23 protein-coding genes are annotated in these 25,452 nt (G+C 73.7%); 13 read left to right on the top strand and 10 right to left on the bottom strand.

Features of this window, described 5'->3' with window-relative positions:
* Positions 1-79: 79 nt before the first annotated feature.
* Both ABWI04_RS20875 and ABWI04_RS20870 read left to right on the top strand, forming a co-directional pair.
* Positions 80-451 carry a DoxX family protein gene (locus ABWI04_RS20875; protein WP_353833467.1) on the top strand — a complete coding sequence of 124 codons (372 nt, stop codon included), beginning with the start codon at positions 80-82 and terminating at the stop codon, positions 449-451.
* Positions 452-527: 76 nt separating this feature from the next.
* On the top strand, positions 528-2,135 hold the full coding sequence (locus tag ABWI04_RS20870) for a serine/threonine-protein kinase (protein ID WP_353833466.1): 1,608 nt from the start codon (positions 528-530) through the stop codon (positions 2,133-2,135).
* Between the two features lie 9 nt (positions 2,136-2,144).
* Here ABWI04_RS20870 and ABWI04_RS20865 read toward each other — a convergent pair whose 3' ends face one another.
* Together ABWI04_RS20865 and ABWI04_RS20860 are read right to left on the bottom strand one after the other, a co-directional pair.
* Complete coding sequence (locus ABWI04_RS20865; RefSeq protein ID WP_353833465.1) at positions 2,145-3,335, bottom strand: lipid-transfer protein; 1,191 nt, start codon at positions 3,333-3,335, stop codon at positions 2,145-2,147.
* Entirely contained in the window at positions 3,332-3,781 is a 450-nt protein-coding gene (locus ABWI04_RS20860) for a Zn-ribbon domain-containing OB-fold protein (RefSeq protein WP_353833464.1), read from the bottom strand. The genes ABWI04_RS20865 and ABWI04_RS20860 overlap by 4 nt, the downstream gene beginning before the upstream one ends.
* A gap of 211 nt (positions 3,782-3,992) precedes the next feature.
* Between ABWI04_RS20860 and ABWI04_RS20855 the strand changes: the two genes are divergently transcribed.
* From ABWI04_RS20855 to ABWI04_RS20845, 3 genes are all read left to right on the top strand, one after another.
* Positions 3,993-4,760 carry an SDR family oxidoreductase gene (locus ABWI04_RS20855; RefSeq protein ID WP_353833463.1) on the top strand — a complete coding sequence of 256 codons (768 nt, stop codon included), beginning with the start codon at positions 3,993-3,995 and terminating at the stop codon, positions 4,758-4,760.
* Positions 4,761-4,814: 54 nt separating this feature from the next.
* Complete coding sequence (locus ABWI04_RS20850; protein ID WP_345181685.1) at positions 4,815-5,774, top strand: LLM class F420-dependent oxidoreductase; 960 nt, start codon at positions 4,815-4,817, stop codon at positions 5,772-5,774.
* 94 nt (positions 5,775-5,868) lie between these two features.
* Positions 5,869-6,168, top strand: coding sequence for a Fe-S cluster assembly protein HesB (locus ABWI04_RS20845; RefSeq protein WP_089310191.1), 300 nt, complete (start codon positions 5,869-5,871; stop codon positions 6,166-6,168).
* 62 nt (positions 6,169-6,230) lie between these two features.
* On the opposite strand, the gene ABWI04_RS20840 is transcribed toward ABWI04_RS20845, so the two are convergent.
* From ABWI04_RS20840 to ABWI04_RS20830, 3 genes are all read right to left on the bottom strand, one after another.
* Complete coding sequence (locus ABWI04_RS20840) at positions 6,231-6,431, bottom strand: hypothetical protein (protein WP_345181682.1); 201 nt, start codon at positions 6,429-6,431, stop codon at positions 6,231-6,233.
* Between the two features lie 98 nt (positions 6,432-6,529).
* On the bottom strand, positions 6,530-7,630 hold the full coding sequence (locus ABWI04_RS20835) for an Rv3169 family protein (RefSeq protein ID WP_353833461.1): 1,101 nt from the start codon (positions 7,628-7,630) through the stop codon (positions 6,530-6,532).
* Positions 7,627-8,691, bottom strand: a complete 1,065-nt coding sequence (locus ABWI04_RS20830; protein ID WP_353833460.1) for a phosphotransferase family protein — start codon at positions 8,689-8,691, stop codon at positions 7,627-7,629. The genes ABWI04_RS20835 and ABWI04_RS20830 overlap by 4 nt, the downstream gene beginning before the upstream one ends.
* Positions 8,692-8,807: 116 nt before the next feature.
* Between ABWI04_RS20830 and ABWI04_RS20825 the strand changes: the two genes are divergently transcribed.
* The 4 genes from ABWI04_RS20825 (at position 8,808) to ABWI04_RS20810 (ending at position 14,809) form a co-directional block, all read left to right on the top strand.
* The gene (locus ABWI04_RS20825; RefSeq protein WP_345181676.1) at positions 8,808-9,458 is read left to right on the top strand and encodes an MBL fold metallo-hydrolase; all 651 of its coding nucleotides are present in this window, start codon (positions 8,808-8,810) and stop codon (positions 9,456-9,458) included.
* The gene (locus tag ABWI04_RS20820) at positions 9,455-10,216 is read left to right on the top strand and encodes an HAD family hydrolase (protein ID WP_353833459.1); all 762 of its coding nucleotides are present in this window, start codon (positions 9,455-9,457) and stop codon (positions 10,214-10,216) included. Before ABWI04_RS20825 ends, ABWI04_RS20820 begins: the two co-directional genes overlap by 4 nt.
* A gap of 145 nt (positions 10,217-10,361) precedes the next feature.
* Positions 10,362-10,565 (top strand): PspC domain-containing protein, encoded by a 204-nt coding sequence (locus ABWI04_RS20815; RefSeq protein ID WP_173397798.1) that lies wholly within the window; start codon positions 10,362-10,364, stop codon positions 10,563-10,565.
* 83 nt (positions 10,566-10,648) lie between these two features.
* The gene (locus ABWI04_RS20810) at positions 10,649-14,809 is read left to right on the top strand and encodes a hypothetical protein (RefSeq protein WP_353833458.1); all 4,161 of its coding nucleotides are present in this window, start codon (positions 10,649-10,651) and stop codon (positions 14,807-14,809) included.
* 3 nt (positions 14,810-14,812) lie between these two features.
* On the opposite strand, the gene ABWI04_RS20805 is transcribed toward ABWI04_RS20810, so the two are convergent.
* Positions 14,813-15,313 carry a CGNR zinc finger domain-containing protein gene (locus tag ABWI04_RS20805; RefSeq protein WP_345181668.1) on the bottom strand — a complete coding sequence of 167 codons (501 nt, stop codon included), beginning with the start codon at positions 15,311-15,313 and terminating at the stop codon, positions 14,813-14,815.
* Between the two features lie 77 nt (positions 15,314-15,390).
* Between ABWI04_RS20805 and ABWI04_RS20800 the strand changes: the two genes are divergently transcribed.
* Positions 15,391-16,479 carry a winged helix DNA-binding domain-containing protein gene (locus ABWI04_RS20800; protein ID WP_353833457.1) on the top strand — a complete coding sequence of 363 codons (1,089 nt, stop codon included), beginning with the start codon at positions 15,391-15,393 and terminating at the stop codon, positions 16,477-16,479.
* 12 nt (positions 16,480-16,491) lie between these two features.
* Here ABWI04_RS20800 and ABWI04_RS20795 read toward each other — a convergent pair whose 3' ends face one another.
* Genes ABWI04_RS20795 through ABWI04_RS20785 form a run of 3 tightly spaced genes read right to left on the bottom strand, consistent with a single transcriptional unit; the run spans position 16,492 to position 18,664 of the window.
* Positions 16,492-17,982 carry an alpha/beta hydrolase gene (locus tag ABWI04_RS20795; RefSeq protein ID WP_353833456.1) on the bottom strand — a complete coding sequence of 497 codons (1,491 nt, stop codon included), beginning with the start codon at positions 17,980-17,982 and terminating at the stop codon, positions 16,492-16,494.
* Between the two features lie 14 nt (positions 17,983-17,996).
* Positions 17,997-18,296, bottom strand: coding sequence for a helix-turn-helix domain-containing protein (locus ABWI04_RS20790; protein WP_353833455.1), 300 nt, complete (start codon positions 18,294-18,296; stop codon positions 17,997-17,999).
* Entirely contained in the window at positions 18,296-18,664 is a 369-nt protein-coding gene (locus tag ABWI04_RS20785; RefSeq protein WP_353833454.1) for a type II toxin-antitoxin system RelE/ParE family toxin, read from the bottom strand. The genes ABWI04_RS20790 and ABWI04_RS20785 overlap by 1 nt, the downstream gene beginning before the upstream one ends.
* Positions 18,665-18,775: 111 nt before the next feature.
* Between ABWI04_RS20785 and ABWI04_RS20780 the strand changes: the two genes are divergently transcribed.
* A complete protein-coding gene (locus ABWI04_RS20780; protein ID WP_353833453.1) occupies positions 18,776-19,261 on the top strand; it encodes a hypothetical protein in 486 nt (161 codons plus the stop codon).
* On the opposite strand, the gene lysX is transcribed toward ABWI04_RS20780, so the two are convergent.
* The gene (gene lysX, locus ABWI04_RS20775) at positions 19,258-22,557 is read right to left on the bottom strand and encodes a bifunctional lysylphosphatidylglycerol synthetase/lysine--tRNA ligase LysX (RefSeq protein ID WP_353833452.1); all 3,300 of its coding nucleotides are present in this window, start codon (positions 22,555-22,557) and stop codon (positions 19,258-19,260) included. The genes ABWI04_RS20780 and lysX overlap by 4 nt on opposite strands.
* Positions 22,558-22,715: 158 nt before the next feature.
* Between lysX and ABWI04_RS20770 the strand changes: the two genes are divergently transcribed.
* Positions 22,716-24,557 carry a serine/threonine-protein kinase gene (locus ABWI04_RS20770; RefSeq protein ID WP_353833451.1) on the top strand — a complete coding sequence of 614 codons (1,842 nt, stop codon included), beginning with the start codon at positions 22,716-22,718 and terminating at the stop codon, positions 24,555-24,557.
* A partial coding sequence (locus tag ABWI04_RS20765) for a serine/threonine-protein kinase (RefSeq protein ID WP_353833450.1) occupies positions 24,557-25,452 on the top strand: 896 nt, incomplete at its 3' end. The genes ABWI04_RS20770 and ABWI04_RS20765, both read left to right, overlap by 1 nt.

Raw genomic sequence — 25,452 nt, 5'->3', positions numbered from 1 at the left:
AGGTCACACACGCCCCATCCGACCAGGGAGGCGGCGCCGCCACTATTGGACGGACCGTCCGATCTGACAGACTCCGGGGATGACCGAGTCGTCACACGCGCACCGCGGGCTGGCCGCGCTCATGGCCGGGATGGGCGCCCTCCACATGACCGCTCCGAAGCCGTTCGACGCGCTCGTCCCCGAGCGGCTCCCCGGCGGCGCGCGAACCTGGACCTACCTCAGCGGCGTCGCCGAGCTGGCCTGCGCCGCGGCCGTTGCCCACCCCCGCACCCGCAAGGCGGGCGCGCTCGCCACGGCGGGCCTGATGGCGGCGGTCTTCCCCGCCAACGTGAAGATGGCCCGCGACTGGCGCCACCGCCCGCTGCCCCTCCGCACGGCCGCCTACGCCCGCCTCCCGCTCCAGGCCCCCCTGGTGGCCTGGGCCCTCCACGTGGCCCGCCAGGCCGACTGAGAACCCGGTCCACACGGCTCCTCCCGGAATGAGATCATTTGGCGGCGGTGCGTGTTGACGAGGGGCCGGGGAAAGTATGGAAGCACTCCGTCTGGAAGATCCTTCTGCGATCGGCGGCTATCCGCTGCTGGGGCGCCTGGGCGCCGGCGGCATGGGGCAGGTCTATCTGGGGCTGACCGCCAGCGGGCGGCATATCGCCCTCAAGGTGATCCGGGAGGACTTCGAGGGGCCGACGGCGCTGGCCCGGTTCCGGCGCGAGGTCGCGACCGTCGAGCGGGTGCGCAGCAGGTTCGCCGCGGCGATGGTCGGCGCCGGCCTGGACGCGCCGCCGTACTGGCTGGCGACGGAGTACGTCCCCGGGCCGACGCTCCGTCAGGCGGTGGCCGCGCACGGGCCGCTGCCTCCCGAGACCTGCGTGCGGCTGCTCGCCGAACTGGCGCAGGGGCTGCTGGAGATCCACCGGCACGGCGTCCAGCACCGCGACCTCAAGCCGGGCAACGTGATCCTCGCCCCGGACGGGCCGCGGCTGATCGACTTCGGCATCGCGCGCGGCGAGGGCCAGACGCAGATCACCCAGACCGGCGCGTGGAACGGCACCCCCGGTTTCGTCGCGCCCGAGGTGGTCCGCGAGCAGCAGCCGCTTCCCGCGTCGGACGTGTTCTCGCTCGCCGGGACGGTCGCCTACGCCGCGACGGGACGGCCCCCGTTCGGCGGCGGGCGCATCGAGGCGATCATCCACCGGACGCTCAGCGGTGACATCGACCTGGAGGGCGTCGACCCGCGCGTCGCCGGGCTGGTCCGGCAGTGCGCCGCGAAGGAGCCGGAGGCCAGGATCCCGCTGGAGCGGCTGCTCCAGCAGCTGCCCGCGCTCGGCCCCCTCGCCGCCGACCCCGCCTACCGGCGGATCGTGGGCGTTCCGGCGCCGATGCCCGCCAGCGTCACCGACGCGGTCGCGTCGGGGCTCGTCCCGGCCGACCGCACGAGGACGGTCCCGGGCGTCTCGCGCGGACGGTCGCGCGCCGCCGTCATCGCGGCGGGCGCCGGGGTGGCCGCCGTGGTCCTGGTGGGCGCCCTGCTCGCGCGGTTCGTCCTCAACGGGGACGGCGGCGGCGACGAGAACCGGAACAAGCCCCGGGCCGGGCAGGGAACGCAGGGCGGCACCGCGACCGGTGATCCCGCGGGCTCGACCCCCGGCAGCAGGACTTCGGCCGCGGCCAACGGCGTCCCGCCCGACCGGATCCTGATCAAGCAGCCCGCCGACATCGCGGACCTCCGGTGGACCCAGGCGGCCAAGACATGCCAGCCCGCCGCCCGTCCGGAGGACTTCGACCTCACCAACGACACCCAGACGTCGGTACCGCGCCAGCCGTACACCGAGAAGACCGTCGAGTTCGGCCTGCGCTTCAAGTACGCGGACCCGGCCAAGTACTACGTGGCCATCCAGGTCCGTCCGCCGGTGGAGCAGCAGGGCAACGGCGTCACCGGGGTGGTGCAGAGCAAGCCGCACATGTACCCCGGCCAGGCCGCGTGGCTGAACATGCGTTACCCGTCGGAGTTCAAATGGGAGGGCGCCGGAAACGGCACCTACCCGCTGATGAAGGGCGACTGGACGGTCATCTGGTTCCACGTCCGCCCGAACGGCGACGCCTACTACCTGACCTGCGACGGCTTCACCGTCGCCTAGCCGTTCCGGTCAGCGGACGGTGATGACGGCGGAGCCGTGGCCGAAGAGGCCCTGGTTCACGGCGATGCCGGCCCGCGCGTTCTCCACCTGGCGGCCCTCGGCCTGGCCGCGCAGCTGCCAGGTCAGCTCGCAGACCTGCGCGATCGCCTGGGCCGGGATCGCCTCGCCGAAGGAGGCGAGCCCGCCGCTCGGGTTGACCGGGACGCGGCCGCCGAGAGCCGTGGCGCCCGAGCGGAGCAGTTCCTCGGCGCCGCCCCTCTCGCACAGGCCGATGTCCTCGTACCAGTCGAGTTCGAGGGCGGTGGACAGGTCGTAGACCTCGGCGAGCGACAGGTCCTCGGGGCCGATGCCCGCCTCCTCGTAGGCGGCGTGCGCGATCGCGGACCGGAACGGCCGCTCGGGCTCCGGGACGGTCATCGCCGAGTCCGTCGCGAAGTCGGGCAGGTCCAGGACGGTCTTCGGGAACGTGGGCGTCGCCGTCGACAGCGCCGGGATGCGCACCGGGTCGGCGATGCCGTGCCCGCGCGCGAACTCCATGGACGTCAGGACGAGCGCCGCGCCGCCGTCGCTGGTGGCGCAGATGTCCAGCAGCCGCAGCGGATCGGCGACCACGGCGGACTCGCGTACGTCCTCCACGGTCACCTCCTTGCGGTACCGGGCGTTCGGGTTCGACAGCCCGTGCCGGGCGTTCTTCACCTTGACGGCGGCGAAATCGTCCAGGGTCGCGCCGTACATCGCCATCCGCCGACGCGCGTACAGAGCGAAGTAGATGGGGTTGGTGGCGCCCAACAGGCGGAAGCGGAGCCAGTCGGGGTCGTCGGGGCGGTCCCCGCCGACGGGCTTGAAGAAGCCCTTCGGCGCGGCGTCGGCGCCCACGACCAGCGCGACGTCGCAGAGACCCGCGAGGATCTGCGCGCGCGCGTTGTTGATGGCCTGCGCCCCGGACGCGCACGCGGCGTAGCAGCTGGACACGCGCGCGCCCGACCAGCCGAGCGCCTGCGCGAACGTCGCGCCCGCGATGAACCCCGGGTAGCCGTTGCGGATGGTGTCCGCGCCCGCCACGTACTGGACGTCCGTCCACGCGAGGCCGGCGTCGGCGAGCGCGGCCCGCGCCGCCGCGAGACCGTACTCGACGAAGTTGCGGCCCCACTTGCCCCACGGATGCATGCCCGCGCCCAGCACGGCGATGTCGCGCGTCATTTCACGGGCCTCCACATCCAGACGGTGTACTCGGCCTCGTCGTCCTCGTAGAGGACGCCCTCGGTCAGCTCGACCTCCATGCCGACCGCGAGGTCGTCGACGGTGTGGCCGGGGGCGACCTGCCCCAGGACGACGATGCGCTCGGCTTCGAGTTCGACGGCCGCGACGGTGTACGGGACGAAGGGGTCGGGGGAGACGTAGGGAGGCGGCGGCTTGTACCGGGAGTCGGCGTACGACCAGACGCGCCCGCGCCGCGACAGCGCGTACGGCTCCAGCTCGGAGCCGTCCTTCGGGCCGGTGCAGGCCGGGTTGCGGCAGGCCAGCTCGTTGCGCGGGAAGTACGGCGTTCCGCAGGCGCCGCAGCGGGTGCCCAGCAGGCTGACGTCGCCGTCCGCGGCGGCGAACCAGCCCTCGATCGCCGGACGGCGTTCCTTGGTCGTGGTCACGCGGTCCTCCTCGTCTCCGACCGGGCGCAGCGTAACAACCGGGCGAGCGCCCCGAACGGGACGTGTCCGGTGAGCGGGACGGACCACGCGAACCCACCTAACTGACTCGTCAGTCACTTCGGTACAGTGAACCGAGTCGGATTCTGGTGATGCCGCCCGCAGGGTGCGAACAGGCAGGCCCTCAGGGTGCGGACAGGCAGGGAGCGTGCGGATGCGGACTGGTCTAGAGGGCAAGACGGCGCTGGTCACCGGGGCGTCCCGGGGAATCGGGAAGGCGATCGCCACCGCGCTCGCCGCCGAGGGGGCGAACGTCGTCCTGTCCTCCCGCAAGCAGGAGGCGCTGGACGAGGTCGCCAAGGAGATCGGCGCGGCGCACCCGGGCGCGGGCGTCCTCGCCAAGGCCGCCCACGTCGGCGACGCCGAGCAGGCCGCGGCCTGCGTGGACGCGGCCGTCGCCGAGTTCGGCGGCCTCGACGTCCTGGTCAACAACGCCGGCACGAACCCCTACTTCGGCCCGATGGCCGACATCGAGCCCGCCGCCGCGGCCAAGACCGTCCAGGTCAACCAGTTCGCGGTCGTGCAGTGGACGCAGCTGGCGCTGCGCGCCTCCCTCGCCGAGCGCGGCGGCGCGATCATCAACATCGCCTCGGTCGGCGGCATGCTCACCGAGCACGGCATCGGCTACTACAACGCCACCAAGGCCGCCGTGATCCACCTCAGCCGGCAGTTCGCGATGGAGCTGGCCCCGAAGGTCCGCGTGAACTGCATCGCGCCCGGCCTGGTCAAGACGCACCTCGCCCGCGCCCTGTGGGAGAACAACGAGGCCGAGATCAGCAAGTACATGCCGCTCGGCCGCATTGGCGAGCCCGAGGACATCGCCAACGCCGCGGTGTTCCTCGCGGGCGACGCCTCGTCCTGGATGACCGGGCAGACGCTCGTCGTGGACGGCGGCGCCACCATCCGGCCCTCGATCGCCTGACCGCCCGCCCACGAACACAGGAACGCCCGCGAACACGGGAACAGGGAGAAGCGCATGTCACGCTGGGGACTGACCATTCCGCTGACCGGCCTCCCGCTGGCCGAGCACCGCGAGATCGTGTCCGGGCTGTCCGGGCTCGGCTACACCGACGCCTGGTCGGCCGAGACCAACGGCGCCGACGCCTTCACCCCGCTGGCGCTCGCCTCGCAGTGGGACCCGGGGCTGCGCCTCGGGCCGGCGATCGTGCCGGTCTACACGCGCGGGCCCGCCCTGCTCGCCCAGCAGGCCGCCACCCTCGCCGACCTCGCGCCGGGACGCTTCGTGCTGGGCATCGGCACCTCGTCCGACACGATCGTGCGGCGCTGGAACGGCATCCCGTTCGACGAGCCCTACAAGCGCACCCGCGACACGCTGCGCTTCCTCCGCAGGGCGCTCGCGGGGGAGAAGGTGAAGGAGGAGTACGAGACCTTCGCCGTGAAGGGCTTCAAGCTGGAGAGCGCACCGGCGACGCCGCCGCCGATCGTCCTCGCGGCCCTGCGCCCCGGCATGCTGCGGCTCGCCGCCCGCGAGGCCGACGGCGCGATCACCAACTGGCTCGCGCCGAAGGACGTCCGGACGGTCCGCGGCGCCCTCGGCGACGGGCCGGAGCTGATCGCGCGGCTGTTCGTCTGCCCCACGGGCGATGCCGAGGAGGCGCGCGCGATCGGCCGCTGGATGATCGCCGCGTACATGACGGTCCCCGTCTACCGGGCGTTCCACGAGTGGCTGGGACGCGGCGAGGCGCTGGCCCCGATGAACGAGGCGTGGGCGGCCGGCGACCGGAAGAGGGCGCTGGAGGCCATCCCGGACGAGGTGGTGGACGACCTGATCGTGCACGGCTCCCCGGAGCGGTGCCGGGCCCGCGTCCGCGAGTACGTCGACAACGGCCTCACCACGCCGGTGCTGGCGGTCGTCCCGGGCGGGGGCCTGTCCCCGGCGGAGGCGGTGCGGGCGCTCGCCCCGAGTGCGGACTGAGATCGTTCGATCACGTCCCGATGTTTACGGCCGGGAGCAGCGGGGAGGGTGGGGCAAATCCCGACAGAGAACGAAGAGACGTGAGGAGCTGATCGTGCTCACGCTGACCAGCGGTGCCGTCCAGGTCATCCGTACGGTGACCGCCAACCCGGAGCTTCCGCCCGAGACCGGCATCCGCATCGAGTCCGGGCTCGACGGCTCGGACGCCCTGCGGCTCTCGGTGGCCCCGGCCCCCGAGGCCGGCGACCAGGTCGTGGAGGAAGAGGGCGCCAAGGTGTACCTGGAGCCCACGGTCGCCGAGATGCTCGACGACAAGACCCTCGACGCCCAGGTCGACCCGCAGGGCGACGTGGCCTTCACCATCGCCGAGGGGTCGGAGGGAACCCCCACCTGACGTTGGAGGCGAGACCGGGGCGCGCCCGCCGGGCCGCCCCGGTCTCGTGTTCTCCCCGCGTGTCAGCGCATCGCCGCGACGACGGCGACCACGGCGAACACGAACGCCGCCGCGGTGAGGAACGCGAACGCCGCGATCACCGCGCAGGCCAGGGCGCGCGGCTGGTCGCGCCAGGCGGGGGAGCGGTCGCGCGCCTGCCGGTCCGGTCTTCGCCGGAACGAACGTCCCGCGTCCAGGGGGTCGCGTGAGGGCGGGGTCGTCACGAGCGCCAGTGTCGCAGATAGATCACTCCCCCCGCCGACCGCCCGGGCCGTGCGTCCGCGCGGACGGAGTCAGGGCCCGCCGGGGCTCCGGGCACCGGTCAGCCCGGGAAGGAGGGGTGGGGGCCGAGGGCCCAGTACTCGAACAGGCCGTAGCCGGTGGCGGCGGCGGTGGGCTGCGCCCCGTCCAGGTACTCGTAGCGGCCGACCGCGTCGACCATGCCCCACATGCGGGCCGCGTCGTCCGGCTTGCGGGTGTCGTAGGCGACGCCCTGCACCTTCAGGTCGGGTCCCTGGTACATGCCGTGCTTCCAGTCGGGCTCCAGCCCGTAGCCGGTGCCGACCATGAGGTGGACGGGCAGGATCGGCGTCGCCCTCACCTCGAACGGCTCCCCGCCGGGCGGAGCGAAACGCAGCGTCGCCGTGACCACGTCGCGGGTGCCCTCCGCGTACTCCGGGCGGTATTCGGGACGTCCCAGATACTCGGGCTCGCGGTCAGGCCACACGCGGGTGGCCTCTTCCAGGATGCGGCGGCCCTTCTCGTCCTCCTGCACGATGCAGAAGATGGCGTGGTCCTCGAACTGCATCGGCGCGTACAGCCAGTAGAACGTGCCCGCGTTCTTCACCTGGATGCCGGGCGGCTCCGGCTCGCCCACGGGCCGGATGCCCCAGGAGCGGTCGCGCGAGCCCCACCAGTGGTCGGGTGTGACCTCGATGGTCTCGCCGTCGACCGTGATGGTGCCCGTCCAGCGGCCTGTCTGCGCGAGACGGCGGGAGTCGAAGACGACGCGTTCCTGCCAGCGCAGGTAGTGCGGCGGCTCCAGCGTGGCCGGGACCGTGCCCTCCCAGGCGAGGTCGAACGAGAGGCCGTGCTCGGTCTCGTCCAGGACGACCCGGAGCCGCTTGAGCCCCTCGACCACCTCGACGCGGAACGGCCCGACCGTGGTGTCCATCCGGTCGTCGCCCAGCTCGCGGGACGCCCGGACGACCTTGTGCACCGGTCCGCGCCGCACGACCGCGAACGCGTCCATGACGCCGAGGTTCGGGTACTGCCCGATCCCGATGATCATCATCAGCTCGTCGGAGCACGGGTGGACGTTGAAGTAGTACCGGTCGTAGAAGTTCCGGTCGGAGGTGGTGACGTGCCGCATCACCTCCGGCGCCTGGTGGATCGGGTAGTCGTCGAGCGGCGAGAGCGTCACCGGTCCCCTCCCAGGATGCGGGCGAGCAGCTGCGTGCAGTTGTTGTCGTAGGGGAAGTCGGCCGTCTCCTCGATCCAGCCGAAGTCGATCATCGCCTGGCCGATCCGCGCCATGATCACCGAGAACTTGAAGCCGGACAGGATCTCGTAGTACGCCATGTGCCGCATCGGGCGTCCGAGCAGCTCCTCGTAGCGGGCGACGGTCTCTTCGTAGGAGGGGAAGCCCTCCAGCCGGGCGGCGCCGACGCCCTCGGAGTGGTGCCGGTCCAGGAACATGAACCAGGCGAGATCCTCCTCCGGCGCGCCGAGCACGGCGCCCTCCCAGTCCAGCACCGCCGCGGGCGCGCCGTCCTGGAAGATCACGTTGCCGATGCGGGCGTCGCCCCACAGCGCGACGGGGTCGTCCGGCTCGTCGGGGCGGTTCGCCTTCAGCCACTCCAGCGCCCTGAGCGCCGTCTCCTGCGGCCCCCGGTAGGCCCAGCCCAGGTAGTGCTCGTAGTAGTTGAGCCGCTGGTCGAGGCCCGGCGCCCCCCAGGCGGGCTGGTCCAGGAAGCCGAGACCCAGTTCGCCGACGTCCAGCCGGTGCAGCCGCGCCATGATCTCCAGGGTGGACCACCACATCGCGGCCCGCTCACCGGGCGGCACTCCGGTCACCCAGCCGTCCATGTGGTACGGCGGCATGTCGGTCGGGACGCGCCCGTCGACGCGGCCCATCACGAAGAACGGGGCGCCGAGGACGTCGCGGGACGGCTCGTACCAGCGGATCGGCGGCACCGGGACGGCGGTGCGCTCGTCCAGGATCCGCATCAGCCGGTACTGCTCCTCGAACCGCGGCTCGGGGAAGATCTGGTACTTCTCCGGGGCGACCCGCGCGACGAGCGGCTCGCGTCTCGGCCCGCCGCCGCCGTCCCACTCGGCCTCGAAGAGCAGGGTCTCGTTGGAGAAGCCGCTGGTCTGCGGGGTCTCCACGTGCGGGATGCGGACCCCGGGCAGATGGCCGTCCAGCCACCGCGTGAGGGCCCGCCGGGTGATCTCGGGGTCGCGCTGGTCGGGAACGGGCATCGCACCGCCTCCTTGCCGTGCCTGCTGGCCGGGGTCGCGCCCGAATTAGAACGTGTTCTATCAACGGTCCGGGGGGTGGTCAATGGGCGGGGCCGCACCCGTGAAAAAATCGCCGGATGCGCCTCACCAAGCTCGGACACGCGTGCGTGCAGCTCACCGAGGACGACCGCACGATCGTCATCGACCCCGGCTCGTTCAGCGAGGCCGGGGACGCGCTGGCCGCCGCCGACGCCGTACTGATCACCCACGAGCACTTCGACCACTTCGACCCCGACGCGCTGCGCGCCGCGATGGCCGAGCGCCCCGAGCTGGAGGCGTGGACGTCCCGCGCCGTGGCCGAGAACCTCGCCGACCTCGGCGGACGCGTCCACCAGGTCGGCCACGGCGACGCCGTCACGATCGCCGGTTTCGACGTCCACGTCTACGGCGAGGACCACGAGCTCATGCACCCCGACCTGCCGCCCGTCCCGAACGTCGGGTTCCTGGTCGACGGCGAGGTCTTCCACCCGGGCGACGCGCTGACCGTCCCGTCCGAGCCCGTCCCGACGCTGTGCCTGCCCGGCAACGCGCCCTGGATGCGCGCCCTCGACCTGTACGAGTACACGCGCGAGGTCCGCCCGGGGCGCGCCTTCGCCATCCACGACGGGCTGCTGAACGACATCGGCCTCCAGGTGATGGAACGCGTCCTCACCAGTGCCGGCGACGAACTCGGCAAGGAGTTCGTGCGCCTCACTCCCGGCACCTCAGTGGACCTGGCCGCCAAGTGAACGCCTCCCCCCGCATCCCCCCGGCCGCCGAGCCGGCGGCCGGCGAGCGCGCCGGCTCCTCCGAGTACGCGGCGGGCCTCCCCGCGCCGCGCTCCATCCAGGCCGTGTTCTTCGACATCGGCGAGACCCTCGTCAACGAGGGCGAGATCTACGGGCGCTGGGCCGACTGGCTCGGCGTGCCCAGGCACACCTTCCTCACCAAGCTCGGCGCGCTGCTCGCGACCGGCGGCGACCACACGGACCTGTTCGAGTACTTCCGGCCGGGGTTCGACCTGGAAGAGGAGGAGCGGCGCCGCGCGGAGGCGGGCGTCCCGAACGGGTTCGGGCCGGACGACCTCTACCCCGACGCGCGGGCGTGCCTGTCGGGCCTGCGCGACCAGGGCATGTACGTCGGGATCGCGGGCAACCAGCCGGTCCAGGCGGCCGAGCAGATGGCGGAGCTGGCCCTGGACGCGGACGTCGTCGGCATCTCGGACGTGTGGGGCGTCAGCAAGCCGTCCCACGAGTTCTTCGAGCGCTGCGCCCAGCTCGCCGACGTGCTGCCCGACCGCGTCCTGTACGTGGGGGACCGCATCGACAACGACGTCCGGCCCGCCCTGGCGTTCGGGATGCGGGCGGCGTTCCTGCGCCGCGGCCCGTGGGGCAACATCCAGAGGGACGACGAAGCGCTCGGCGAGTGCCTGTTCGTGCTCGACGACCTCGCCGCCCTGCCGAGCCTGGTCGCCGAGCACAACGCCGGCCGGCCCGCCGCCCCCTAGGGGACGTCCCGTACTCCTGAGGTAGCAGCGGGGAACAGGCCGCGAGAGCGATGTGAGGTCGCCTGCCCGGTTCGTAGCGTGAGAGACGTGGCCGCGAAGACCGCGGCCGCGTTCACCGCTCGACGAATCGGGGAGAGAAGAACCCATGAACGGCCTCTATCGTCCGCGCCGCGACCGCGTCATCGCCGGGGTCTGCGCCGGCCTCGCGCGCCGGTTCGGCATGACCCCGTGGACCGTCCGGATCCTGTTCCTGCTCTCGTGCCTGCTGCCCGGCCCGCAGTTCGTCGTCTACCTGGTCCTCTGGGTCATGATGCCGAACGAGGACCGCCACATGGCCGGCGCCCGCTGACTCAAGATCAACGATTGCGCTCGACCGGGGCCGCCCGGGGGTGTTAGATCGGGGCACCAGCATTCCCGTGGGGAGGAGCCGCGGTGCCTGACGAGGCTCCGGGTCCCGGCCGGACGGGCCGGGCCCTGGACGACGCCGCCGCGCGGGAGGCAGACCACGCGGCGCGACTGCTCGGGTACCTGCGCGATCTGGCGCGGGCCCGGCGGCGCCCCTCGCGCGACCTCGCCGACCACGACCACGTCCACTGGCTCGCCGGACTGCCCGGCGACGTCTACGTCGAGGCCGACGCCGGGCCCGGCGAGGTGCTGTTCAGCATCCCGGTCATCCCGCTGACGCCGCCGGTCGTGCTGGAGGAGTTCGACGGCTGGCTCGCCCTGCGCACCTGGTACCGCGTCCTGCGCGAGCTCGCCGGCGAGGAAGCGGTCCTCGCGACGGGCCTGCTGTCGTGGCGGCCCGCCGTCCACGACCACCTGCTGAGCACGCCCGTCCGGATCGTCCTGGACGAGCGGACCGAACGCGTCGACGTCGTCCTCACCGGGCACACGACCCTGCGCGACCGGGAACTGCTGTCCGGGCACCCCGGCTTCCGGCCCGCCGACTGGATCGCCGACGCCGTCCAGGCCGGGCAGGGCTTCGGGCTCAACGCCTCCGTCGGGGACGTCCTGCGCAAATGGTGCCAGGTCGCGCTGACGAGCCCCGCCGACTACCGCGAGGACTGGACGCCCGACGCCGACGCCGCCTCGCCCGTCCCCCGGCTGCGCCTCGCGCCCGCCCTCGTCGTCCGCCCGGCGGGCCGCGAGGCCGTCGCCGACCACCACGCCAGGCTCCTGAGCCTGCTGCCGCGCGGCGTCCCCGAGGGGGTCGCGCGGTTCGTCTCGCCCGAGCTGAAGCCCCAGGTCATGCACCTACCGGAGCGGGCGCCGGAGACCGTCCCCGACCTGCTGGCCGGGCTGCTGGCGCGGGGCCGCCGGGTACTCGTCGCCACGTCCGGCCCGGCCGCGTCCGCCGCCCTGCGCGGCGCGCTCCCGCCCGGCCTCGCCGCCCTCACCGCCACCGACGCGGCCATGGCCGCCCGCGTGGCCGAGGCGGTCCGCGCCGGGGGCGAACCCGACCTCGACGCCCTCGCCGAGCGCGAGGAGGCCGCCGCCCTGCGGGTCGCCGAGATCACCGAGCGCCTGCGCGGCGGCGGGCCGGCGGAGCCGCCGCCCGACCTGCGCGGCGAGGAGCCCGAGCTGTCGTGGATGCCGGTCCGGCCCGACCTGCCGCCGGGCCCGCCGATCTCCCGCTCCGAGGCCGCCGAACTGGTCGTCCTCCTCGCGGAGGAGACCGCCGAGCGCAAGGCCCGCACCGAGCAGCGGGACGTCGACCCGGGCGCGCTGCCGAGCGCCGCCTACGTCCGCACCCTGATCGAGGCGGAGGCCGCCGCCGCCGAGCGCGCCGAGCGGTCCAGGACCGAGCTGTCGCAGCTCCTGCGCGACAGCGACGTCACCCTCCTCGCCCGCCTCGACGGGGACGCCTCCGTCGTCGCCGCCGCGCTCCGCGACCTCGGCCTGGAAGGCCACCCGGGCGGCTGGAACCCCTCCGACCTCGCCGTCCGCGCCCTCGGCGACGCCCTCGCCGAGCGGCGCCCCCTCATCTGGGCCCGCGTCGTGGAGATGACGGCCCGCGCGCAGTGGGCCGAGCGCGCCCTCGGCGAGCTGAGCGGCCACCGCGTCGAGCTGCCCGCCGACGCCGACCTGCGCGGCCTCGCCGCCGCCGCCCAGGACCTGCGCGCCTACCTGGCCGACGGCGGCGTCCTCAAGCGCGGCCCGCTGCGGTCCGCCGCCCAGCGCCAGGCCGAGCCCCTCCTCGCCACGGTCAAGGTGGACGGCGCGGCGCCGACCACGCCGGAGCTGCTCGACATCGCCCACACCGACCTCATGGTGCGGATCACCTGCCGGGAGCTGCAGTACGTGTGGGAGGCCGCCGGCATCTCCTTCCCCGCCGACCTGCCGCCCGGCGAGCGCGTCGCCCGCTTCGTCCGCGCGCACGCCCGGCTCGCCCGCGTCCGCGACGCGATGACCGCCCTGGACTCGACGCGGCGGCTCCTCGAACGCTCCGGCTTCCGCGTCCCGCTCGTCCACCCGATCCAGTGGCACGACTACGCCGCGGCCCTGCGCAACGCCCTCGAAGGGCTCGGCGTCAGCCGCGCCACCGCCGACCTCGACGCCCTCCGCGACTCGATCGGCCCCGTTGACGCCGACGATCCCCCCGAGCTCCGCGCCGCGCTCGCGGCCGTCGACGCCCGCGACGCCGCCGCCTACGGCCGCGCCCTCGGCGCCCTCGCCGAGGCCCGGCACGAGCGCTCCCGGCAGATCCGCTGCGAGGAGCTGGTCGCCCGCGTCCGCGCCGTCCACCCCGACCTCGCCCACCTCATGATCGCCACCGACGGCGACGACGTCTGGCACGACCGCGCCCGCCGCTGGGACGACGCCTGGACGTGGGCCCGCCGCCGCGCGGCCTCCACCGGCCCCGCCGCCGCGGACCGCCTCCGCGACGCCCTCGCCGAGGCCGAGGGCGCCCTGCGCGAGGCCCGCGCCGACCTCACCGCCGCCCGCGCCGCGGCGTCCGCCCTCGCCCGCTCCGGACCCGACATCGTCCCCGCGTGGATCCTGCCGCTGTGGCGCGTCCCGGACGTCCTCCCGCCCGCTCCGGACGACTTCGACGTCGTCATCGTGGACGGCGAGCACGAGGCCGGCGCCGAGGCCCTCTTCGTCCTCTGGCACGCGCCCCGCACCATCCTCGTCGGCCCGTCCGGCCCCGACCTCCCCCCTCCCGAGGGCCCGCCGCCGAGCCCCCGCCTCCCGTCCCACCTGCACGAAGCGATAACCCCCACCACCACGCTCTTCACCGCCCTCACCACTCCCCGCACCCCGCCTCCTCCCGCTGCGCGCCCCCTGTCCGAGCGCCCGGACGTGACCCAACGGGACATCCCGATCCAGCCCCCGCGCCCGGAAGCGACGCGAGAAGACCTCCGGTCGCGGCCGCCCGCCGCCGTCCCGCCCGAGGCTCCGCGGAAGGAAGCAGGAACGAGGCCGCGCGACCCGCGCCCGCTGGAACGACCGAGAGAACCGCGTCCCGGCCCCGGTCTGGGGGGCCGTGACCCGCGCGCGGGGGAGCGGCCGGACGTGACGCAGCGGGACGTGCGCGCTCGACCGCCTGTGCGTCCCGGCACCGGCGCGTCCGGGCAAGGCGCACCGCCCCGACGTCTGGACGCGCCCCGGCGAGAGCCGCAGGACCAGGGCCGGCCGGGCGGGCGCGGCGGCAGCCTTCCGCCCCGGCGCCTGGACGCCATGAGGTGGGACGAGCCCGCCCAGGAGCCGGGCGCCCAGGCCACGGGCCCCGACCCGCGCGTCCCGGAGGCCGGGCACGCCCCGCCTCCCGGCCGCTCGGACATCCCCGCGCTCTGGGGCAGACCCGGCCCGCTGCCGAACCCCTCACAGAGCCCGAAGCCGCCCCAGCAGGCCCATCCCCCAGAACAAGCCCAACCCCGCCCGCAGAGGGAAACCACGGCGGAAACACAACCCCCACAACCGGGCGCACCTAGCCCACAAGAGACCGACCCCTCACAGAAGCAGCGCCCCCAGCGCCCGCAACAGGAGCAGCCTCGCTCGCGGACGGAGCCCTCACAGCCGCAGCAGCCACGACAGCCGCGCCCCCGCTCGCAGGCGGAGATCCCGCCCCAATCAGAACCCGCGCAGCAGCAGCGCCCGCAACAGAGCCAGCCTCGCTCGCGGACGGAGTCCTCGCAGCCGCAGCCCCGCTTGCAGGCGGAGGTCCCTCCGCAGTCCGAGCCTGCGCAGCAGCAGCGGCCGCAACCAGCGGCGCATCGTTCGCAGGCGGAGGTTTCCTCGCAGCCAGAATCCGCGCAGGAGCAGCGTCCGCAACCTGCGCAGCCTCGTTCGCGGGGGGAGGGTTCGGCACGGGCGGAAGACGTGCGGCCTGCTGCGCAGGAGGCGGAAGGGGCGGCGCAGCGGCGGTCGGTCGGGGAGACGCGGGTTCGGCGGGGGCGGTCGATCGCGTCCTACAAGCGGCCCGAGCTGGTCGAGATCGTGGGGCACGTCGCCGAGCTCGAACCGGATCTGACCGACGACCAGATCGTCGAGCTGGTCACCCGGCTCCTCGGGTGCCCGGAGGACGAGGCGCTGCTCGTCGGGGCCCGCCTCCGGTACGCGGTGGAGGTGTACCGGGAGGGCGCCGGGTAGCGCTCACCGGCTCGCCCGGCGGCGGGCGCGGTGGGCGGCGACGGTCGTGCGGCTCGCGCAGGCGTTCGAGCAGAACCGGCGGCTGCGGTTGCGGGACTCGTCCACGTAGAAGCGGGCGCAGCCGTCCGCGCGGCAGCGGCCCACGGTGACGTCGGGGTCCCCGCACAGGACGTGGGCGAGGGCGGCGGCGCAGCTTCGGCCGAGCCACTGGACGCCGTCCTCGCCGTCGCGGGCGAAGTGCAGGTGCGGGCCGTCGCCGTCGTGCTCGGCGACGCGCATCGCGGGCGGGAAACGGTCCAGGAGGAGGTTGACCGGGAGGGGCGGTCCGCCGTCGGCGACGGCCGCGACCGCGTCGCGCAGGGCCGGGAGGAGGTCCCCCGGGTCGTCCGGTTCCACCACGTCGTGCTGCTGGAAGAACTCCCGCCGCAGCTCGCTGGGCTCGTCCCCGTTGACCAGCTCGACCGCGAGCCGGGTCAGGTTGCCGATGTAGGCAACGTAACGCACATCACCACCTACCTTCCCGGCTCGATGATACGGGCCCAATTGCGGAATAGAGCATTCCGTTCTGGTAGACTGGCGGTATGACGCGGACACTGGATCGCCGGACGCTGAACCGGGCGGCGCTTGAGCGGCAGCTGCTCCTGGAGCGCTCCGGCGTGCCCCTCCTGGAAGCGGTCGAACGGCTCGTCGCCATCCAGGCCCAGGAGACCAACATGCCGTACATCGGACTCTGGACGCGGCTGGAGGGCTTCCGCCGGGACGACCTCACCGGCCTGCTCTATGACCGGTCCGCCGTGCGCAGCACGATCCTTCGGGGGACGCAGCACCTGGCTTCCACCGCCGACTTCCTGTGGATGCGCCCCCTCGTCCAGGAGAGCGTCCTGCGCGGACGCCAGGCGGCCTTCGGCAGCGCCACCCGGGACTGGGACCTGGACGGGCTCGCCGCCGAGGCGCGCAGGCTCCTGCGGGGGCGGACCCTCACCCGCCCCCAGCTCGCCCGCGCCCTCGCCGAGCGCTGGCCCGACCGCGACCTCCAGGCGCTCGGCTGGTCGGCGCAGGCGCTGGTCTCCGTCGTCCATCCGCCGCCCAGCGGGACGTGGAACACCGGCGGCGCGACGCCCTTCGCCCTGGCGGAGGAGTGGATCGGCCGCCCGCTCTCCCCGGAGTCGCCGGAGCGGCTGATCCGCCGCTACCTGGCCGCGTTCGGCCCGGCCTCCGTCAAGGACTTCCAGATGTGGTCCGGGCTGCGCCGCATGGACGCCGCCTTCGAGGAGCTCCGCCCGTCCCTGCGGACCTACCGGGACGAGAGCGGCGCGGAGCTCTTCGACCTTCCCGGCATGCCGCTCCCGGACGCCGACGCCCCCGCGCCTGTCCGCTTCCTCCCGGCCTTCGACAACCTGATCCTCGCCTACTCCGACCGGAGCCGCATGATGACGGACGAGCAGCGCAAAGCCGTGTGCGTGGGGGCCGTCACCAAGCCGACCGTCCTCGTCGACGGGCGGGTCCACGGCACCTGGACGCTCAAGCACGACCGGAAGGCGGCCCGCGCCGAGCTGACCGTGGACCTTCTCGCGCCCCTCCCCGACGAGGAGCCGGTCCGGGAGGAGGCGGCCCGCCTCCTGGCGTTCGCCGCCGCCGACGCCGACCACGTCCTGCGCTTCGCGCGGTGAGCTCACCGGACGTCAGGTGATCGGCATGGTGACCGCGAGGGGCCAGGCCAGCAGGACGCCGCCGACGAGCGCGGTCGCCCACGCCGGGGCCCGGATCGAGCGCAGCGCCGCCGCCTGGACGCCCTGCCAGGCCAGGAGTCCGGCGATCAGCGGCGACACCAGCAGCACGAACGGCGAGACGGCCCCGACGAGGGCGGCCGCGAGGAGGGCGGCCAGCGCGGCCGTCGCCGCCCAGGCGTGCACGCCGATGGCGGTCGGCCGATCATGTCCGGCGCACAGCGCCTCGACCCCCAGGCAGTACAGGGCGGTGCCCGCGGTGATCGGGACGAGCGCCCACACCCGCGGGCCCACCGGCACCGCGTGCGCCCACCCCAGCTGGGCCGGGACGGCGAACGACACCACGGTCAAGGCGACGAGGACGGCCGCCGCCGCCACCGTCCGCGCCCGGGGCCGGCCCCCGAGGAAGCCGGGGTCCCTCGCGCAGACGAGCGCCACCACGCCGGCGACGCCGAAGAACCCGGCGAGCGGACCGGCCACCGCGAGCGGCAACCGGAAGACCCCCATCACGGGCACCGCGACCCCGGCCGCGAACGCCGCCGCGAGCAGCGCGAACCGCACCGGGACGCGGCGGCGCGCCTCGCGGGCGTCCGAGGGCCGCCCGAGCAGCGCCGAGGCGATCGCCCCGAAGGTCAGCACGGCCGCGAGGTGAAGCAGCAGCGCCGACCCCGCGCGCTGGACGGCGCGCACGTCGGAGACCGGAGCCGAGTGCCGCCCGAACGCCGCGTCGAACCAGGCGCCGGTCTCGCGATGGGTGCGCGGGCTGAACAGCACGCCGACGTGCTCGACACCGCCGACGATGACGGCCCGTCGCGCCGTCCCGTCGCGCGGATCGCCGTAGGTCGCGCCGGGCCGCCCCTCCGGGTGGACGGCGTGCAGCGCTTGGACGGCGCCGTCCCGATACGCGGGGAACTCCAGGCCGCCGGCGACCAGCAGCACGTTCCGCGCGGACGCCGGCACCGCCATCGACCCCTGCGAGATCGCGACCGTCGCCCCGACGGACGGATGCGCCGCGCCGTAGCGGATGACCGCGGCGGCTCCCAGCGAGTGCCCGACGAGTCCGATGTGCTCCCCGTCCACCTTCGGCATGGCCCGCAGGCGCGTGACGGCGACGTCCACGTCACGGTCGAGCCGGGCATCGGCGGCAGGGCCGTCCCCGTTCCCGGGGAGCCGCCGCGTGCTGGCCCCGTGCCCCGCGAGGTCGACGAGCGCCACCGCGTACCCGCGCCGGGCCAGCGTGTCGGCGAACCCGCGCATCAGGCGCCCGCTTGCTCCGAGCCCGTGCGCCACCACGACACCCGGCGCCCGCCCGGACGCCCCGGCCTGCCGCACGATCTCGACCGGCACCCCGTCCACCACCACGGCCCGCCGCCGGAGCCCGGCGTCCGCCGCCAGCACCCCCGCACCCCCGACGACGGCACACACCACCCCCACCACCACCGCCACGATCCTGATGGAGGTCAGGCCGCCGCGTCCTCTCCCACAGTGATCGTGAAGGTGGTGTTCATGGCCCTGGCTATGCGGTCCAGCATCGCGAGGGTGGGAATTCCGCCACCCCCTTCGAGCCGCGAGAGCGCGGGCTGGGTGATGCCGGCGCGCTCGGCGACGACCGCCTGCGTGAGCCCGAGGCGGAGTCGGCGTTCGCGCACCATGTCACCGAGGCGGAGGTCGAGCCCCGCCTGCTCGTACTCGAGATGGGCCGCGGTCTCCTCCCGCAGTCGCTTCGCGCGGTAGGCCCGCCACCCGCTATGCCCGGCCATCACTCGCTCCTTTCATAGACGTGCCCTGTGGGTGCCAAGTGGGACGACTCGCAGATTCTTCGCATGAAGACCGCCCTTTCGACATCCTGCGGCTGGGAGCCATTGCGAACCTTCTGGAAAGCCGTCAGCAACACGATGAGGCGTCCGCGGGCCGTCGGCAGCCAGTAGGTGATCCGCCACGTGGTGTCCTCCAAGTGAAGACGCAACTCACGAACGCCGGCTCGTAACGCTCGGGTGTGGTTGCCGTCGAGAAGGTCTCCACGGTCCACAAGGTAGTCGTCCACGTTCCGCATGACGCGCTGGTACTGGACGAAGGTCAGAGTGTCCAGCCACGCGACGACCTCGGGTTCCCTCTCGATCTCGAACATACCCTCCAAGGTATATTTCATTGATGGTATGTCGCCGCCGTTCGCCATGTCCAGGCCGCACGGGCAATGAATCGAGCGCGCGTGTCAGAGGTTGTCTGTACAAATGTGTGCGTGACGGAATGGGGCGATGAGGCGCTGGCGCGGTTGCGGGCGGCGGCGCACCGGGGGTTCGGGGACGCCGAGCTGCTCCGGGGCCGTCCGCTGGCTCCCGTGCTCCAGTACGCCGGGGACGTCCTCGTCGCGGCCCTGGCGCAGGGGCGCGACGCGCGGTCCCTCGCCCTCGCGTGCCTGGAGGAGCTGAACGAGCGCGACCTGCCCGGCGACGCCGAGCTGGCGGACGAGCTCGCCGCCGCCCTGGGCGCGGGGGCGCCGACCGGGCTGGCTCCGCTTCCCGTCGACCTGGGGGCGGTCGCCGCGGCGATGGAGGACGGCTTCCAGGTGCTCGATCCCGAGCGCGGGGACGTGCTCCCGGCCGACGAGGCGGAGGGGCTGCCCGTTCCGCCGGGCGTCCTGCCCGAGGGGGAGGACGCCCGGCGGGGAGCGGCACGGGCGTGGCTCGCGGGGCAGGGGTTCCGGCCCGTCCCGCGCGGCCTCTAGGAGCCGGGGCGCACCAGCGGGAACGGGATCGTCTCGCGGATGCTGCGGCCCGTCAGCGTGATCAGCAGCCGGTCGATGCCCATGCCCATGCCCCCGGCGGGCGGCATCGCGTACTCCAGGGCACGAAGGAAGTCCTCGTCGAGCTCCATGGCCTCCGGGTCGCCGCCCGCGGCCTGGAGCGACTGCTCGGTGAGCCGCTGCCGCTGGAGGATGGGGTCGATCAGCTCGGAGTAGGCGGTGCCGAGTTCGAGGCCGAAGACGATGAGGTCCCACTTCTCGGCCAGGCGCGGGTCGTCGCGGTGGGGGCGGGTCAGCGGGGACGTCTCGGCCGGGTAGTCGCGGACGAACGTGGGCGCCGTCAGGTGCTCCTCGACGAGCGCCTCGAACAGCTCCTGGACGACCTTGCCCTGCCCCCACTGCGGGTCGACGTTCAGCCCCGCCCGCTCGGCGAACGCGTGGACGCGCTCCGGCGAGGTGCCCGGGGTGATCTCCTCGCCGAGCGCCTTGGACACCGACTCGTAGACGGTGATCTCCTGCCACGGCTCGGCGAGGTCGTACTCGGCGCCGTCCCGGACGACGACCGTGGTGCCGAGGGCGGCGCGGGCCGCGTCCACGACGAGGGAGCGGGTCAGCTCGGCCATGGTGTCGTAGTCGCCGTAGGGCTCGTAGGCCTCCAGCATCGTGAACTCGGGGTTGTGCCGCTGCGAGACGCCCTCGTTGCGGAAGCTGCGGTTCAGCTCGAAGACGCGGCCGGCGCCGCCGACGAGGAGGCGCTTGAGGTACAGCTCCGGCGCGATCCGCAGGTAGAGCTGCATGTTGTAGGCGTTGATGCGGGTGGTGAACGGGCGGGCGGTGGCGCCGCCGTGCACCGGCTGGAGCATCGGCGTCTCGACCTCCAGGTAGCCGCGGGCGCGCAGGCCGTCCCGGACGGCGGCGACGGCGTCGCCGCGCATCCGCAGCATCCGGCGGGACTCGTCGTTGACGATGAAGTCCACGTACCGCTGCCGGACGCGGGCCTCCGGGTCCGACAGCCCGGAGCTCTTGTTCGGCAGCGGGTGCAGGCACTTGGCGGCGAGCGTCCACGAGGACGCGAGAACCGAGAGCTCCCCGCGCCGGGACGTGACGACCTCGCCCCGCACCCCGACCTGGTCGCCGAGGTCGATGAGCGCCTTCCAGCGGCGCAGCGACTCCTCGTCGACCGAGTCGGCGGTCAGCATGACCTGCAGGTCGCCGGTCTCGTCCCGCAGCGTGACGAAGATCAGCCGGCCGTGCTCGCGGGCGAGGACGACGCGGCCCGCGATCGCGACGGAGTCGCCGGTGCGGGTGTCGGGGGCGAGACCGGAGTGCCGCTCCCGGATGCCGGAGGCGACGTCGGTGCGCTCGCAGCCGAGCGCGTACGGCTCCATCCCGGCGGCGCGGATCTGGTCGAGCTTGGCGTGCCGGACCCGCTCCTGCTCCGACAGCCGGCGCTGGGGGGCGCGGGCGGCCTCCGCGGCCTCCTCGATCTCCTTGATCCTCTCGACGAGGTCGTCGGAGGGGACCATCGAGGCGGCCCGGTCCAGCTTGGGGCGGTTCAGGCTCGGCAGGAACCCCTCGGCGCGGGCGTAGGCGAGGCCCAGCCGGACGAGGTGCCGCCCGTGCTCGTAGCAGATGAAGCGGGGACGCCAGTCGGGCATGTACTTGGCGTTCGACAGGTACAGCGACTCCAGCTGCCAGAACTTCGAGGCGAACGACAGGAACCGGTAGTAGAGCCGGGCGACGGGGCCCGCGCCGATCTGGGAGCCGCGCTCGAACGCCGAGCGCAGCATCGCGAAGTTCAGCGACAGCTGCTGCGCGCCGACCGCGGCGGCCTTCTCGGCGAGCTTGGCGACCATGTACTCGTTGAGGCCGTTCTCGGCGAGCCGGTCGCGGCGCATCAGGTCGAGCGACAGCCCGGCCCGCCCCCAGGGGACGAAGCTGAGCAGGCCGCGCAGCTCCCCGTGCGCGTCGAACGCCTCGACCATGACGCAGCGCCCGTCGGTGGGGTCGCCGAGCCGGCCGAGCGCCATGGAGAAGCCGCGCTCGGTCTCCTCGCCGCGCCAGGCGTCGGCGCTGCGGATGAGCTTGGCCATCTCCCAGCCGGGGATCTGCGAGTGGCGGCGGATCCGCACGGTGTACCCGGCCCGCTCGACGCGCCGGACGGCCTGGCGGACCTGCCGCATCTCCCGTCCGTCCAGGTTGAAGTCGGTGAGGTCGACGATGGCCTCGTCGCCGAGCTCCAGCGCGTCGAAGCCGTGCCGCTTGTAGATGCGGGCGGCGCGCTCGCCGACGCTGACCGCGCCGGGGATCCAGGCGTGCGCGCGGCACTCGCCGAGCCACGCCTCGATCGCCTGGTCCCACGACTCGGGGTCGCCGAGCGGGTCGCCGCTGGCCAGGGAGACCGAACCCTCCACCCGGTAGGCGATGGCCGCCTTACCGTTCGGCGCGACGATGACGTCCTTGTCGCGGCGCAGCGCGAAGTAGCCGAGGGAGTCCTGGTCGCCGTACTCGGCGAGCAGGGCGCGGGCCGCCAGCTCCTCCGGGGGGCTGAGGACGGGGTCGCGCCGCCCGGGCCGGAACAGCGCCCAGAACGTGGCGATCATCAGTCCGGTGCCGAGCACCCACAGGATCACGTCGACCCAGAACGGCACCGACACGTCGATCGGCTTGCCGGTGACCCGCGGCCCGAGGACGGTCTGGGCGATCGCGTAGAGCGGGTGCGTCCAGAAGTCGCCGCGGGAGATGCGGTCGGTCACGGTGACGAGGAACGTCCCGATGCCGCAGGTCACGATGAGGAGGCTGGTGAAGACGAGGGTGGCCAGGCGCCGGTTGGCCCGGTCGGGCAGGGTGGTGAACTGGCCGCGCGCGGAGATCAGCAGGCCGAGCACCGCCAGGTAGACGGCGGCGGTGACGATCAGGCCGACGGGGGTGGGCCTGTCCGGGTTGATCAGCGTCGTCAGGACGGCGGTGACGCCGAGCGCGGTGGGCAGGCAGAAGATCAGGACGAGGATCCGCCACGCGGCCTTCTTGCGCCGCCGGACGCCCATCGACAGCAGGATCCACAGCAGGCCGATCGGGACGCTCGGGAACCAGCCGAGATAACCGATCCATCGCAACGCCCAGATATCGGCTATCTCAAGGATGAGACCATAGGAGACCCATGCGAGCAGCGACAGGATCCCGGAGAGTCGGGTGTACCAGAAGAAGATCGTCGGCGCGGCCTGGATCAGCCGCCCCCACTCGCCCCGCAGGCCGCGCTGCTGGCCCTGCTCGGTCATGGTCCCCTTTCTACCGGGTCGCACGTCGATCACGTCTCCGCCCCCGCGCGCCCGGCCCGCGGCGAACCGCGGAGTGATCTCGGGCGTCGTACGGGTAAGGGGATGTGGCTTGCACTCTCAGTCCAAGGTTGTCAGCAAAAGTCGATATGGTCGCGGATATGCCAAATGAACCCACCGGTGAGCGGTTGCTCGCCCGCCGCTACCGCCTGGTGACCCAGGTCGGCCGAGGCGGCATGGGGACGGTCTGGCAGGCGCACGATGAGGTCCTCGGTCGTGACGTTGCGGTGAAGGAGGTCATCCTCCCGCATGGTCTCACCGATGAGGAACGCGCCGTGCACCACAAGCGCACGTTCCGTGAGGCCCGCACCGCGGCCAGGCTCAGTCATCCGGGCGTCGTCGCCGTCTACGACGTCGTCGAGGAGGACGACCGCCCCTGGATCATCATGGAGCTCATCAGGGCGCGCTCCCTGGACCAGGTGATCAAGCAGGACGGGCCGATGGAGCCGCGCCGCGCCGCGGAGATCGCCCGGCAGATGCTCGCCGCGCTGCACGCCGCGCACGAGGCCGGCGTGCTGCACCGCGACGTCAAGCCGAGCAACGTGCTGATCACCGGCACGGGGCGGATGGGCGAGCGCGCCGTGCTCACCGACTTCGGCATCGCGACCGCCTCCGGCGACGCCACCCTCACCCAGACCGGGCTCGTCATGGGCTCGCCCGCCTACATCGCGCCGGAGCGGGCCCGGGGCCGCGTCGCCGGTCCGGCCTCCGACCTGTGGTCGCTGGGCGTCACCCTGTACGCGATGCTGCACGGCAAGTCGCCGTTCGAGCGTCCCGAGCCGATGGCCGCGCTGGTCGCGGTGATCTCCGACGAGCCCGACCCGCCGGAGAAGGGCGGCCGGCTCGTCCCGGTCATCGAGGGCCTGCTGCGCAAGAACCCCGACCAGCGGATGGACGCGATCGAGGCCGGCCGGATGCTGGACGACATCGTCCGGCAGGAGACCATCGACACCCAGCGGACGATGGCCGTCGAGTACCCGGTCGAGGAGGCGCCGGGGACGCAGACGACCATGCCGGAGGCCCCCGACGAGGCGCCCCGCCCGGCCGGCGCCGGCGACCGGCCCGACCAGCTCACCAGCTTCGACCTCCCGAGGGGGGCGCCGAGCGCGCCCGAGGCCGCGAACCCCGCCGAGACCGCGCCCGACCCCGACAGGGTCAGCTCCTGGCGGCCGGGGCCCCGCACCCAGCCCGCCGGACGGGTCACGGTCCCGAGCCGGGGGCCCGAGCCAGGCCCGGACACGCACTTCCCGCCGACGACCCACCACCCCTCCGCCGGACGGCCGGCGCTGACGTCCAACCGCAACGTGCTGATCATCGCGGGGGTGGTGCTCCTCGTCATCCTGGTCATCGCGGGGATCGCGCTGGCCAGCAACGGCGGCGACGACGAGGGGAAGGGCGCGAAGAAGAGCGCCTCGACGCCGCCGGCCACGGGGAGGGCGTCCTCGTCCTCCCCGGTCAAGTCGAAGAACCCGAGCCCGGCCCTTCCCGCCGGGTTCAGGACGCACAAGGACCGCAGCGGCTACTCCGTTCCCGTCCCCGAGGGCTGGAAGGGACCCGAGCGCAAGAACGGCGGCGACTTCTTCTACGCGCCCGGACGCAAGACCTACATCCAGATCGACCAGACCGACGACCCCGGCCCGAGCGCGATCGACGACTGGCGGCGGCAGGAGCGGGGCGGCTCCGGCTGGCCCGGCTACAAGAAGCTCAGGATCGCCGCGACCGGCGACCACCCGCCGGTGCCCGACACCGGGAACGGCGACAAGTCGGCGGACTGGGAGTTCACCTACGACGGCGACGGAGGCCGGGTGCACATCCTCAACCGCGGGTTCGTGACGAAGGGGCACGGCTACGCGATCCTGCTGCGGGCCCCTGACGGCGACTGGGACGAGGTGTACTCCGAACTCCAGCCGGTCTACCGGTTCTTCAAGCCCGCGGACGCCTGATGGAGGGGCGGCTGCTGGCCGGTCGGTACCGGCTCGAATCGGTCGTCGGGCGCGGCGGCATGGGCACCGTGTGGCGCGCCTCCGACGAGACCCTCGACCGCGAGGTCGCGGTCAAGGAGGTCGTGCTGCCCGCGGGCCTGAGCGACGAGGAGCGCGAGAACCGGCACCGCCGCACGCTGCGCGAGGCCCGCGCCTCGGCCAGGCTGAACCACCCGGGCGTCGTGACCGTGCACGACGTCGTCGACGAGGACGGCCGGCCGTGGATCGTCATGGAGCTGGTGCGCGCCCGCTCCCTCCAGGAGGTCGTGGAGGAGGACGGGCCGCTGCCGCCCGGACGGGTCGCGACCATCGGCGCGCAGATCGCGGGGGCGCTGCGGGCGGCGCACGCGATCGGCGTCCTGCACCGCGACGTCAAGCCGGCGAACGTGCTGGTCACCGGCGACGACCGGGCCGTGCTCACCGACTTCGGCATCGCCCAGGTGGCGGGCGACGCCACCCTCACCGGCACCGGGCTGATCATGGGGTCGCCCGCGTACATGTCGCCGGAGCGGGTGAACGGCGACCCGGCGATCCCCGCGTCCGACCTGTGGGCGCTCGGCGCCACCCTGTACGCGGCGACGGAGGGCAAGGCGCCGCACCACCGCAGCGACGCGATGGCGGTCCTCGCCGCCGTGATGACGCAGGACGTCCCGCCGCCGAGGAACGCGGGGCCGCTGGCGCCCGTCCTCACCGGGCTGCTGGAGCGCGACCCGGTGCGGCGGATGACCGGGGACCGGGCCGAGGCGGCGCTGAAGGCGGTCGCCTCCGGGCACAGGCTGAAGATCGGCGAGCTCGCGGGCAGCGCGTGGTACCGCTCGAAGATCTTCTTGGCCGAGTCCCGGCCGGTGCGCTCGCG

It is taken from the genome of Actinomadura sp. NPDC000929, assembly GCF_040492065.1.
In the GTDB taxonomy this organism is placed as follows: Bacteria; Actinomycetota; Actinomycetes; order Streptosporangiales; family Streptosporangiaceae; genus Spirillospora; species Spirillospora verrucosospora.
Note: the sequence above shows the minus strand (reverse complement) of the source record. Positions and strands in the feature narration are given on the sequence as shown.